The sequence below is a fragment of the Streptomyces albicerus genome, assembly GCF_008905045.1.
GTDB classification, from domain to species: Bacteria; Actinomycetota; Actinomycetes; order Streptomycetales; family Streptomycetaceae; genus Streptomyces; species Streptomyces albicerus.
The window spans coordinates 27,658-40,169 of sequence record NZ_VWMY01000064.1; the positions used below are offsets into that span (position 1 = coordinate 27,658).

The window sequence follows — 12,512 nt, forward strand, 5'->3', positions numbered from 1 at the left end:
CCCCACCCCCCACCCCCACGCTGGTTCCGCACCCCGAGACGAGTTGGAGCACCCATGCCCCAGCACGTGCCTTCGTCGTTGCGCGCCGCCTTCCCCCGCTCCGCGCAGCGACACCCGGCGCTCCCCCCACAGCCGCGCCGAATCGTTTTCCTCGCCCGTCGTGACTTCGGCAACGAGGCCGCGGGCGGATCGGAACTCCTTGTCGACAGACTCGCCGAGGGCCTGACCCACCTCGGCCACCAGGTCACCCTGCTCTGCGGCGGCCCGGCCGCCTACCGCGACTACCGTGTCGTGTCGGCGGGTGGCGATCTCGGCCACTATCTGCGCGCCCGCTCGGCGTTCCAGCGCCAGGTCGGCGACTGCGATCTGCTCGTCGAGGTCTGCAACGGCATGCCCTACCTGGCGCCGCTGTGGCACCACGGGCCGACCCTCTGCCTGGTCAACCATGTGCACACCGACCTGTGGCGGATGCGGTTCGGCGGCCCGCTGGCGCCCGCCGCCCGGCTCGGCCGAAGACTCGAACACTGGGCGCTCGCGGGCGCGCAGCGCCATGGTCTGCTGGTCGCCGTCTCCCCCTCGACGGCACACGCGCTGCGCGCGATCGGGGTCGAGCGCGAGCGCATCCGGGTCGTCCACAACGGCGTCGAGGAGCCGGGCCCGCCGGCCGAACGCTCGCCGGAACCGCTGTTCCTGGCGATGGGACGGCTCGTCGAGTACAAGCGGATCGATCTGCTGCTGCGGCTGTGGGAGCGGGTCCGCCCGGTCACCGGCGGCCGTCTGGTGATCGTCGGCGACGGACCCGAGCGGGAGCGCCTCGAACAACTCGCGGGTCCGGGCGTCGAGTTCAAAGGTCATGTCTCCGAGGCGGAGAAGCACCGCCTGCTCTGCGCCGCCTGGCTGCTGCTGCACCCCTCGGCGGTCGAGGGCTGGGGCCTGGTGGTCACCGAGGCGGCGGCCCGCGAGACCCCGGCCATCGCCTTCGACGTACCCGGCCTGCGCGACTCGATCGTGGACGGCGAGACGGGTCTGCTGGCCCGCGGCGAGTCCTCGTTCGCGGCGGCCTGGTGCACGCTCGCCCTGTCCACCCACCGCCGCACCCTCATGGGCAAGGCGGCCGGTGACCGCGCCGCCCAGTACCGCTGGCACCGCACGGTCCGCCAGTTCAGAGCGGTGGCGGCGGAGGCGGTGAGGAGCTGGACGCCATGACGACCGCTCGGGGGAAGAAGACGGGTCCGGGTGCGGGTACGGGTCTCAAGGACCCCTCGATACGCCGCTCCCTGGCCCTCTTCCGTGCCTTCCGCCATGAACAGGACGACCCGGAGGCCTGCTACTCGCTGCTCGCCCGGGACGCCGCCGACCAGGTGGAGGCGTACGACGGTCCGGTGAAGGGCCGGACCGTCGTGGACGTCGGCGGCGGGGGCGGCTACTTCACCGAGGAGTTCCGCCGGCGCGGCGCGCAGGGCTATCTCTTCGAGCCGGACATGCGGGAACTGGGACCGAAGCCGCCGGAAGGGTCGGTCGTCGCCGACGGGTATCTGCTGCCGCTCGCGGACGGAGTCGCCGACGTCTGCTTCTCCTCCAACGTCCTCGAGCACGTGGACGATCCGCAGACCTTCCTCAGCGAGATGGTGCGGGTGACCCGGCCCGGCGGTCTGATCTACGTGTCGTTCACCAACTGGCTGTCCCCGTGGGGCGGTCACGAGTGGGCGCCCTGGCACTACCTGGGCGCCGAGCGGGCCCGCGCCCGCTACCAGCGTCGTACGGGCAAGCCCGCCAAGCACACCCTCGGCGAGAACCTCTTCGCCGTACACATCGGAACCACCCTGCGGCAGGTGCGCGCCCGGGACGACGTCACGGTCGTCTCGGCGCGCTCCCGCTACTGGCCGTTCCTCGCCGAGACCGTCGCGAAGGCGCCGGGACTGCGCGAGTTCGCCACCTGGAACCTCCTCCTCATCCTCCGGCGGTGTCCATGACCAGCACGGTCCAGGCCCCTCCCCCGGCGCCCACCCGGCCCCTGCCCGCCACACCCGGCCCTCCGGAGGGGCCGCGGTCGCGGCGGTGGCTGCTGGGGTTCTGGGCCGTGGTGTTCGTGCTGTTCCTGGCCGTCGACCCCGGTCGGCAGACCTTCGAGACGAAGCTCGGCGTCGCGCTGGACCCGTGGCAGTTCCTGTCCGATCTCGGGCAGTTGTGGCACGACCGGGGCGGCTTCGGCGGTATCGCGGACCAGTACGTCGGCTATGCCTTCCCGATGCTGCCGTACTACGGCCTGTGCGAGCTGATCAACATCCCGGTGTGGCTGGCCGAGCGGCTGTGGCTGTCACTTGTTGTGGCCACCGCCTTCTGGGGCGCACTGCGGCTCGCCGAGCGGCTGGACATCGGCAGCGGCGCGTCCCGGCTGCTCGGCGCGGTGGCGTACGCGCTGTGGCCGGTGTTCACGATCGTCGTCGGCTCGACCTCGGCGGCCGCGCTCCCCGGCGCCGTACTGCCCTGGGTGCTGCTGCCCCTGACGAACGACCGCTACAGCGCCCGGGTCGCCGCCCTGCGCTCGGCGCTGATCATCCCCTTCATGGGCGGCGTCAACGCGGCGGCAACGCTGGCCTCCCTACTGCCGGTTGGGCTGTATCTGCTGTCCCGTCCGCGCGGCCCCCGGCAGCGCAAGCTGATCGCCTGGTGGATCCCGGGTGTGATCCTGGCGACCGCCTGGTGGGTGGTCCCGCTGCTGATGCTGGGCATCTACGGCGAGAACTTCCTTCCGTACGTGGAGAGTTCACAGACCACGACGGACACCATGTCGGCGACGGAGACCCTGCGCGGCGGCGGGAACTGGGTCGCGTATCTGCACTTCGGCGAGGCCTGGCTGCCCGCCGGCTGGACCGTGGCGACCTCGGTGATCGTCATCGTCTCCTCGACGCTCGCGGCGGGGCTCGGTCTCGCCGGGCTGGCCCGCCGCGACATGCCCGAGCGGCGCTGGCTCGTGCTGACCGTACTGTCGGTCGCGCTCATCACCCTTGCCGGGTACGGCGGTTCGTTCGGCGCACCCTTCCACGGGGTCGTCCAGGACTGGCTGGACGGCGGGCTCGTGCCCTTCCGCAACATCTACAAGTTCCAGACGGGCCTTGCCCTCGCGCTGGTCTTCGGGCTGATGCACCTGGTCGGGGTCGCCTCCCAGGCGCGCGGCGCCCGTCCGGTACGCGGCCGCAGGTACGTCGCCCTGATCGCGGCGATCCTCGTACTCCCCGGACTTGCCTGGCCCTATCTCAACGGGTCGATCCTGCAACCGGGTTCGTTCCAGCAGCTCCCCAAGTACTGGGAGTCCACGGCGAACTGGCTGGAGCGGTACTCGCCCGACTCCCGCGCCCTCGTCGTGCCGGCCACCGCGCACGGCATCTACACCTGGGGCTCCCCCATCGACCAGCCCCTCGACGTGCTCGCCGACTCCCGCTGGGCCCAGCGGGACTACGTGCCGTTCGGCACCGCCGGCAACCGGCGCGCGATGGACGCGGTCGAGCAGTCCCTGCTGACGGGCGGCGAAGTCCCGGGCCTGGCCGACTACTTGAGCCGGGCCGGCCTCCACTACGTCGTCGTACGCAACGACCTCGACCCCGACCAGCTCGGCTACGTACCGACCGCGACCGTGAAGCGCACCCTGGAGGAGTCGGGCTACCGGCGCGTGACCGGCTTCGGCCCAGTGACGACGGGCGGGCGCATCGCGGAGGACACCCCCCTACAGATCGAGGGGCTGTATCCGCGGCAGCGGGCCGTCGAGATCTACGAGCCGGCGAGCCCGGACGTGCCCCGGCCCGGGCAGGCCGGGCTGAAGGCGGTCGCCGACACGGCCGTCGTGTCCGGCGGCCCCGAGGCGCTGCTGCCGATGTCCGCCGACCCGACGATGCGGGACCGGGCCGCCGTACTGACCGGCGACAACCATCCCGGCCTCGGCGCCCCCGAACTCCAGGTGGTGGGCGACGGGCTGCGACGCGCCGACACAAGATTCGGCCTGGTCAACGCCAACACCTCGTACACGTACACCCGTGACGAACGCAATCACTCCGACAGCTTCCAGGACGCCGGGGAGAAGCCGCACCAGATCCTGCCGACAGAGGGGATCCAGCACCAGACGGTCGCCGAGCTGCGCGGCGCGCGCTCGGTGACCGCGTCGTCGAGCGGCAACTGGCTGTTCCATCTGCCGCAGTACGACCCGGTGAACGCCTTCGACGGCAATCCGAACACCGCGTGGGCCGAGGGCGCGGGAGACTCGGCGGACGGGCAGTGGCTGCGGATCGGCTTCACGGAGAAGACGGACATCCCGTCGTCGATCCGGGTCACGCCGCTGCCGCAGGACAGTGTGCGGGCGGCGCCGACGCGGGTGCGGGTGGAGACGGAGCGCGGCTCGGCGACGAGTTACCTCCGGGCCGACGGCTCCCGGCAGCGCATCAAGGCCCCTGCCGGGGAGACGAGTTGGCTGCGGATCACCATCGTCGACTCGGCGGCCCGGCACTCCGGGCTGTCCGGCGCGGGCTTCTCCGAGATCAGCATTCCCGACGTCCAGGTGACCCGCCTGCTGCGGCTCCCGACCGACGCCGAGCGCACCGACGCGGCCGCCGAGGTCGTCTCGCTGCACCGCCCCGCCGACCCGGGTGGCTTCTCCCCGACGGGCACGGAGGCCGGACTGCACCGCCGCTGGACCTCGGAGTCTGCGGGCACGTACGAGGTGAAGGCGAGCGCGGTCCCGATCCCGGGCGACGCGCTCGACCAACTGCTCTACGAGGTCGCGCCCGACCAGCGGAACCGGATCACCGCGACCGCCGACTCGACGGCCCTCCTCGGCACCGGACTCTCGCCGCGCAACCTCACCGACGGCAACCTGACCACCGCCTGGATCGCCGGGGACAACCCGACCATTCATCTGCGCTGGCCCGGCAAACAGCCCGTCGGCGAAATCGTCCTGGCCCCGGCCGGCGGGCTCTCCGCCCGGCCCACCGAGGTCCACATCAGCTCGCCGGACGGCGCGGCGATCGCCGGCGTCGACGAGACCGGAGCCGTCCGCTTCGACCCGATCACCACGGACCGGCTCGACATCACCATCACCGACACGGCCCCCATGACCGTCCACAACCCGCTCGCCGACGAGGACCTGCAACTGCCGGTCGGCCTGACCGAGGCGTACGTCCCCGCCCTCGACGAGTACCGCACCCCGCAGCCCCGGGCCTCCCGCACCTTCGACGTCCCGTGCGGGCAGGGTCCGACGCTCGCCGTCGACGACGAGCTGTACGAGACGAGCGCGAAGGGGACCGTACGGGATCTCGTGGAGCGGCGGCCGATCGAGCTGACGCTCTGCCAGGAAGGGCGCGCGAACCCGGAGTTGTCCCTCGACTCGGGCGCGCACCGGGTCGAGGCGGGTGACGCGGGACCCCTCGCCGTCACCGACGTGACCCTCACGCGCGGCACGCTCACGACGCCCACCGCGCTCGACCGTGAACTGGGCATACGGGACTGGCTCGGCGACCGCCGCGAGGTGACCGTCGGCTCGGGCGCGGCCTCGTACCTGACGACGTACGAGAACTTCAACGACGGCTGGAAGGCCACGCTGAACGGCCGCGAGCTCAACCCCGTACGGCTCGACGGCTGGCAGCAGGGCTGGCGGATCCCGGCGGGCGCGGGCGGCACGGTGAAGCTCTCGTACGAGCCGTCCGGGCTGTATGAGGCCGGGCTGATCGGCGGTGGTGTCGCGGTCCTCGCGCTCGCGGGACTCGTGCTGTTCCGGCGGCGCTCGCCCAACGTCGACGAGCCCTCGCCGGTGCCGCCTCCGCCCGGCCTGATCCTGGGCACGGTGGCCCTCACGCTGGTCGGGATCGTGATCGCCGGGTTCTTCGCGCTGCTGGTACCGGTGCTGGCGCTGCTCGCCTGGCGGCGGCACGCCCTGCTGGTACCCATCGCCTTCCTCGCGCTCGCGGGGGCCGGGATCGCTGCCGCGACGGGGGCCGGGGAGCCGGCTCCCGAGGGCGCGGGGTCCTTCGGTCAGGCGGCCCAACTGCTGGCGCTGATCGGCCTGTTCGCCGGGTTGGTGTCGGTGGGGGAAGCGTCGTACGGAGCTCGGGGTAACGGGGGCCGGGGTAACGGGGGTCCGGGAACGGGGGCGCCGCCGCCTCCCGGGCCAGGGATTCTGCCGCCCCCGGGACCAGGGGCACACCCTTCTTCGGCTCCCGGAGTACTGCCACCCCCGGCGCCCGGGTCCGAGGCGCCGACCGAGCCGTTGCCCCAGCGGCGGCGGGGAGAGAACGCGGGGCCGGGGGCGCCCGGCTCGCCTCGGCAGCCTGAGGCAGCACACGGGATGTCCGGACTGGCCGGGTCGCCGCAGGCACATGGGATGCCTGAGGCGCCGCCCCCACCCTTTGGGTCGTCGCTCCCGCCCGGCGCACCGCCGCCCGCACCCGGAGGGTCAATTCCGCCGGGCGTACCCGGCGCACCGCCGCAACCAGGGCCGTCGCCGGAGCCCGCTGCGGCGCCGGGGAAGTCCGGTGCCGCACCGGAGCAGGGCCTCGGGCCCAGGTCCGAGGAGACCGAGGCGCCGCCCGCTCCGAAGGTGGAGTCCGGCCCGACCGTCTCCGCCCGCGGGCCGGGATCCGCGCAGCGCGAGCCCGATCCGCCCACGGTCCGGATCCCGTTCCGGAAGCCGAAGTTCAAGGCGACACAGCCCGAGGAGCCGAGGGCGACACAGCCCGAGGCGGCAGGGGCGGCACGGCCCGAAGACCCCAAGGCGGCTCGACCCGGGGAAGCCGGGGAGCCCATGCCCGAAGATGCCGGGGCGGCCGGGCCCGAGGACACGCGGCCGGCGCCGCCCGAGGACAAGCGGCCGGCCCGCTCCGAAGAGACGGGGGAAGGCGAACCCACATGACCACGCTGGACCACCCGGCACGCAACGGCACGGACGGCCCCGCACCACCGCCCGGCCGGATCCCGTTCCCCGTCGTGGACGAGGTCGCCCGCCACTGCCTCCAGGAGGAGGAACCGGAGACCGTCCACATCGAGGTGCATCTGCCGGGCCGCCTCGACCCGGACCGGCTGAGGACGGCGTTCACCGGGGCCCTGCGCCGCCATCCCCGGATCCTGATGCGGGAGGCGGCGCGCCCCTGGTACGGGCGGCGGTACGAGTGGGAGCTGACCCCGGACCCGGACGTGGAGGTCGTGCTCTTCCCGCCGCCGGACCGGGAGGCGCTGAAGCACGCCCGCGACCGGGCGCTGCGCGACGCCCCGCCGCTGTCCGCCTCGCCGCCGATCCGCCTCGAGGTCGTCCTCGATCCGGAGGCCGACGACACGGTCCTCTTCCTCACCATCAACCACACCGCCCTCGACGGCCCGGCCTGTCTACGGGTCCTCGCGACCGCCGCCGAGCTGTACGGCGGCCGGGACAACTCCCCCGCGGCACCGCCGACGCGTACGACGCCCGAGGTCCCGGATGCCGTCGATATGCCCTCCACCTGGGCGCCGCCCGCCCGAGTGGCCCACGGCGCCCCCGAGCCCTCCCCGGGCAACGGCATGCTCGTCGCCGAGTTCGCCGTCCCGCGCCGCCCCAAGGGTTCCCCGTACACCGTGAACGACCAGCTCATGGCGGCCACCGCGCTGATGATCGCCCACTGGAACCGGGAGCACGGCGCCCACCCGCGCCCGCTGCGCATCACCATGCCGGTGGACGACCGCCCGCGCGGCACGGACATGCCCATCGGCAACGGAACGCGTCTCGTCGAAGTCCCCTTCGCTCCCGAGGAGTTGGACGCCTCGGACATGACGGCCCTGCTGCGCCGCACAGCGGAACGCACCCGTGCGCTCAAGGCGCAGACCAGGCCCCAACTCGGCCACGGCGCAGCCCTGTTGACGGCTCCTGTCGTCCCGGTGGCCTGGCGGGCCGCGTTCACCAGGGGGCTGCGCAAGGCCGCCGGGCCCTGGACGTCGACCACGCTGCTGAGCAACATCGGCCGCATCCCGTACGCCCTCGACTTCGGCGAGGGGGCGGGACGCGCGCACGCGGTGTGGTTCTCGGCGCCGGCCCGTATGCCGCGCGGGCTGACCGTCACGACGGCGTCCACGGCGGGCCGCCTGCACGTGGCGTTCCGCTGGTCGCGCACCCTCCTCAGCCACGGGGACGGCTGCCACCTCCGCGACCTCTTCGAGCACTACCTGCACGCGACGGAACACGCCACGGAGAGTGCCCCATGACCACGGCTCCGCCCCGCCGACCCCCGCACGGGCTACGGGACTTCTACGAGGACCCGGCCGTCCCGGTGGCCTCCGGCGCGTCCCGCAGCCTCCGCCAGGCCCGGATGCTCGCCGCCGCCCTGGGCCCCGCCTCGGCCGGTCCGCGTACGGTCATCGACATCGGCTGCGGCGACGGCACCGCGGCCGCCACGGCGGCACCGCTCCTCGCCGGTCACCGCATCATCGGCGTCGACTGGTCCCAGGACGCGCTCAGACGCGCCCACGCCCGTCTCCCGTACGCGGTGCGCGGCGAACTCACCGACGGCGGGCTGCCGTTCAGGTCCGCCTCCGCCGACGCCGTCCTGTTCAGCGAGGTCGTCGAGCATCTCGTCGACCCGGACGCGGCGCTCGACGAGATCCACCGGATCCTCCGCCCCGGAGGTCATCTCATGCTCTCCACACCGAACCTGGCCGCCTGGTACAACCGCGCCCTGCTCCTCGCCGGCGTCCAGCCCGTCTTCTCCGAGGTGAGCCTGCGCGCCATCCACGGCCGCCCCGGCACGGAGGTGGTGGGCCATCTGCGGCTCTACACGGCCCGCGCGCTGAGGGAGTTCGTGACCGCGTCGGGCTTCGAGGTCGTACGGCTGAGGGGCGCGCCCTTCCACGGCGTACCGCGGCCGCTGCGCCCGCTGGACCGGCTGGCATGCGCCGTGCCGTCGATGTCCTCGATCCTGCTCCTGCACGCACGAAGGACGTAGACCATGTGGTGGGGAGTGGCCGCGGCCCTGCTGGCGAACGTGCTCTACAGCACCGGATTCGTGCTGGAGAAACGGGCTTTGGCGGCGATGCCCGTGGTGACCGTCCGGCAGCCCGCCCGGCTTCTGCGGCTGGTCCTCGGCAGTCCGCTGTGGATCGGCGGCTCCCTCGCCCTGGCGTCCGGCTTCGGCGCGCAGCTCGTCGTCTACCGCACCCTGCCGATCGCCGCAGCTCAGGGCATCTTCGTCTCCGGCCTGGTACTCCTCGTGCTGCTCTCCTCGGTCCTCCTCGGCGAGGAGACCTCGGGCCGCGAACGGTACGCACTCGGCGCGATAATCGCCGCCCTGCTCATGGTGGTCCTCTCCCTCAAGGAGGGCTCCGACACGGTCAGCCGCAGCGCCCCCGCCCCGCTGATCCTCCTCGTCTGCGTCCCGTCACTCGCGCTGGGCGTCTGGCTGTACGGATCCGCCGAGCGCCGCGCCCGCCACCGGCACCGCATGCCGACCGCGGGCGTCGAATACGGCGTGGCCGTGGGCCTGTTGTACGGAGTCAGCTCGCTGGCCATCAAGGGCGTGTCGAGCTACCTGACGACAAGTGGCCTGGGCGCGGCGGTACTTGACCTGCTGCGCTCTCCGTACCCCTATCTCCTGCTCTTCACCGGCGCGTTCGGCCTCATCATGTCGCAGGCGGCCCTGCAGCGCTGCCGGGCCTCGCTGATCGTGCCGGTCTGCACGACGGTGACCTGCCTGTTCACGGCGGTGCTCGGCACGCTCGCGTTCGGCGAGGCGCTGCCCGAGGACCCACTGCGGCTCGCGCTGCGCATCGGCGGTACGGCGCTGGCGGTCTCCGTACTCCTCGCAATGCCGAAGCACGACCCACCGCCGAAGCCCCAACCCCCAGCCCCCACAAGGGAGTTGACCAGCCATGAACCCTGACGACCCGCTGCTGAAGATACTGGCGTGCCCGCTGGACAAGGGCCCGCTGCACCTCCTCGCGCCCGAAGTGGCCGAGGACCAGGCCCTCTACAACCCGCGCCTGCACCGCCGCTATCCGATCGTCGACGGCATCCCGCAGCTCCTCCCGTCCTCGGGCGAGCAGGTGACCGAGGACGAACACGACGAGCTCCTGCTCCGTATTACTGGGGGCAGTGACATCAGCGGCTCCCGCCGCGGGCCCCAGACCCCCGGGATGTCCCCATGACCCTGGCAGCCCGTCTGGCACCCTTCGTCCCCGTCCGGCTGGTCGCCGCGGCCGCCCGGTTCGTCTACCCGCGCTTCGAACCCGAACTGGCCCGGCTCGGCGACCTCTGCCCGCCCGGCTGCGGCACGGCGGTGGACGTCGGCGGCTGGTACGGCCCCTGGACACGCCGCCTGTCGGACCGGGCGCGCCGCGTGGTGACGGTCGAGCCGGTCCCGCACCTGGCCCGGCTGCTGACCGCGGCGACGCCCGGGAACGTCCGGGTGGTGCAGGCCGCCGCGAGCGACCACCGGGGCACGGCCCGCCTCTGGCTGCCGCCCGGCGACCAGGGCGACCGGGGCGTCTCGTCGCTGGTCCGCCGGGACATCCACGCCCGCGCCCTGGACGTCCCCTGCCTCACCCTCGACAGCCTCGACCTCCACGACGTCGGCTTCGTCAAGATCGACGTGGACGGCAGCGAGCTGGCGGTCCTGCGCGGCGCGACCACCCTCCTCACCCGCGACCGCCCCGCCCTGTTCATCGAGCTGGAGGCCCGTATCCAGCCGATCGAACCGGTCGTCTCCTTCCTCGCCGAGCGGGGTTACGAGGGCTGGGTCCTGCCGGGCGACACCTGGCTCCCCCTGTCCTCCTTCGACCTGGAGGCCCACCAGGAGAGCGCCTCGCACGTGGTCTCCCAGGGCCTGCTGCGCCGGGTGCTGCCGTTCCGCGGCCAGGGCTACGTCCGGTACGTGAACTCCGTACTCTTCCTCCCGGACGGCCGCCGCCCGGGCGACGCACGCCACGCGGCACACGTACGCCACGATGGGACACATGCCTCCCGCCAAGCGACCCGCTAGCCCCTTCACCCCGCTCGACTTCCAGCTCGTCCTGCTGCGCCGCATGGCCGACCACAACCCCGACCTCGTCGAGGACGCCCGCCACACGCTGGGCGCCTCGATCGCCGACATGCGCGAGGCCAACCGCCGTTGGCAGGCGATGCGGCACGCGCCGCGGGGCCGGGCAGCGCTCTCCCGCTACCGGTCGATCCTGGGCGAACCGGAATCGGTCACTCCGCGCCAGATCGGCGACCTGTCCTGCGAGGCGCTCCTGTGGGCGGTCCCCCTCTGGCCGGACCTCCGCTTCGAAGTGCTCGTGGCCCCGAACGGCGTGGTCTGGAACGAGTGGCTGGTCCGCGCGCCGGGCGCCCCGTCCCCCGAACTGCGCACCCTGGACGACCTGACGCCCTGGTCCTGCACGGTCGACGAGGCGGCCCGCGCCTTCGCGCCCGCCCGGCCGCTGGAGGGGACGGCGCCGACGCGATGGGGGCTGAAGTTCGCGGCGGTCGACGGGGCGGGCGTACGGCGGGAGTGCGTGGCGGAGTTCACGTGGGGACTGCTGCAGCGCGTGGCCGTCAGCGGTCAGCAGCCTTGACGACGGCCTCCGCGACGACGGGCACCGAGGCCGGGTGCAGGAAGAGGAAGAAGTTCGGCTCGACGAGTTCCAGCTCCATGACGCGCGGTGCCCCGTCGTCGCCGTCCACCAGGTCCACGCGGGCGTAGAGGAGGTCCGGTTCGCCCGGTACGGCGGCCAACGCCCGTTCGGCGACGGCGAGTTCGACCGGAGTCGGCTCCCAGGGCCGGAGGTTCGGGTGCGGGACCTTGTCCTCGTCGTACGCCGTGCCGGGTTCGAGGACGGCACCCTTGCGGATGGCGTGGAGGAAACGCCCGCCGAAGAACTGGAGGGCCCGTTCGCCCGCCGTGTCGATGCTCCGTACGTACGGCTGCACCATCGCGGTCAGCCCTTCGGTGTGCATCCGCTCCAGGTGCCGTACGGCGGCCTCGTGCTCCTCGGGCGTGTAGCGGGCGGCGTACCGGGCCCCCGCCCCCGAGGCCGGCTTGACGACGTACTCACGGTCGGCGGGCAGGTCGGCGGGGTCGCCCGGAGCGAGGTAGCGGGTGTCGACGACGGGCACACCGGCGGCCGCCAGGTCACCCAGGTAGCGCTTGTCGGTATTCCACCGCACGACGTCCGCAGGGTTCGCGAGCGCCGTCCTGGCCCCGCACCGCTCGGCCCACGCCACGAACTCGGCGGCCCGCCAGCTGTAGTCCCAGGTGGAGCGGATGACGGCGAGGTCGAAGCCGTCCCAGTCGACGGCGGGGTCGTCCCAGCACACGACAGCGACGTCCGCCCCGGCCTGCTCGACCGCCGCCGCGAGAACGGGCAGGTCGCGGTCGTAACCGCTGTCCCGCACCTCCCGGCAGGTGACGAGTGCGATACGGGCGGCGGCGGTGCGTGCCACGGCGGGCTCCTCTGCGTGTACATCGTCGTCAACATCGTGATTCCGTCCGTCAGCCAACAACAGGCCGGGGAACCGGATCAAGGCGTTT

10 protein-coding genes are annotated in these 12,512 nt (G+C 73.0%); 9 read left to right on the forward strand and 1 reads right to left on the reverse strand.

Annotated elements, in window-relative coordinates:
- Window positions 1-54 precede the first annotated feature (54 nt).
- Genes GAS53_RS42285 through GAS53_RS42325 form a run of 9 tightly spaced genes read left to right on the forward strand, consistent with a single transcriptional unit; the run spans window position 55 to window position 11,556 of the window.
- On the forward strand, window positions 55-1,206 hold the full coding sequence (locus GAS53_RS42285; protein ID WP_151483093.1) for a glycosyltransferase family 4 protein: 1,152 nt from the start codon (window positions 55-57) through the stop codon (window positions 1,204-1,206).
- The gene (locus GAS53_RS42290) at window positions 1,203-1,973 is read left to right on the forward strand and encodes a class I SAM-dependent methyltransferase (RefSeq protein WP_151483094.1); all 771 of its coding nucleotides are present in this window, start codon (window positions 1,203-1,205) and stop codon (window positions 1,971-1,973) included. Before GAS53_RS42285 ends, GAS53_RS42290 begins: the two co-directional genes overlap by 4 nt.
- Complete coding sequence (locus GAS53_RS42295) at window positions 1,970-6,895, forward strand: alpha-(1->3)-arabinofuranosyltransferase domain-containing protein (protein WP_151483118.1); 4,926 nt, start codon at window positions 1,970-1,972, stop codon at window positions 6,893-6,895. The genes GAS53_RS42290 and GAS53_RS42295 overlap by 4 nt, the downstream gene beginning before the upstream one ends.
- Window positions 6,892-8,214 carry a condensation protein gene (locus tag GAS53_RS42300; RefSeq protein ID WP_151483095.1) on the forward strand — a complete coding sequence of 441 codons (1,323 nt, stop codon included), beginning with the start codon at window positions 6,892-6,894 and terminating at the stop codon, window positions 8,212-8,214. Before GAS53_RS42295 ends, GAS53_RS42300 begins: the two co-directional genes overlap by 4 nt.
- The gene (locus GAS53_RS42305; protein ID WP_151483096.1) at window positions 8,211-8,951 is read left to right on the forward strand and encodes a class I SAM-dependent methyltransferase; all 741 of its coding nucleotides are present in this window, start codon (window positions 8,211-8,213) and stop codon (window positions 8,949-8,951) included. The genes GAS53_RS42300 and GAS53_RS42305 overlap by 4 nt, the downstream gene beginning before the upstream one ends.
- Window positions 8,952-8,966: 15 nt before the next feature.
- Window positions 8,967-9,884: a hypothetical protein gene (locus tag GAS53_RS42310; protein WP_151483119.1), complete on the forward strand. Its 918-nt coding sequence runs from the start codon at window positions 8,967-8,969 to the stop codon at window positions 9,882-9,884.
- Entirely contained in the window at window positions 9,874-10,149 is a 276-nt protein-coding gene (locus GAS53_RS42315; protein WP_151483097.1) for a Trm112 family protein, read from the forward strand. Before GAS53_RS42310 ends, GAS53_RS42315 begins: the two co-directional genes overlap by 11 nt.
- On the forward strand, window positions 10,146-10,982 hold the full coding sequence (locus tag GAS53_RS42320; RefSeq protein ID WP_151483098.1) for an FkbM family methyltransferase: 837 nt from the start codon (window positions 10,146-10,148) through the stop codon (window positions 10,980-10,982). The genes GAS53_RS42315 and GAS53_RS42320 overlap by 4 nt, the downstream gene beginning before the upstream one ends.
- Window positions 10,948-11,556 (forward strand): hypothetical protein, encoded by a 609-nt coding sequence (locus GAS53_RS42325; protein WP_151483099.1) that lies wholly within the window; start codon window positions 10,948-10,950, stop codon window positions 11,554-11,556. Before GAS53_RS42320 ends, GAS53_RS42325 begins: the two co-directional genes overlap by 35 nt.
- Here the strand turns inward: GAS53_RS42325 and GAS53_RS42330 are convergent.
- Window positions 11,537-12,424: an ATP-grasp domain-containing protein gene (locus GAS53_RS42330; protein ID WP_225859424.1), complete on the reverse strand. Its 888-nt coding sequence runs from the start codon at window positions 12,422-12,424 to the stop codon at window positions 11,537-11,539. The genes GAS53_RS42325 and GAS53_RS42330 overlap by 20 nt on opposite strands.
- Window positions 12,425-12,512: the final 88 nt, after the last annotated feature.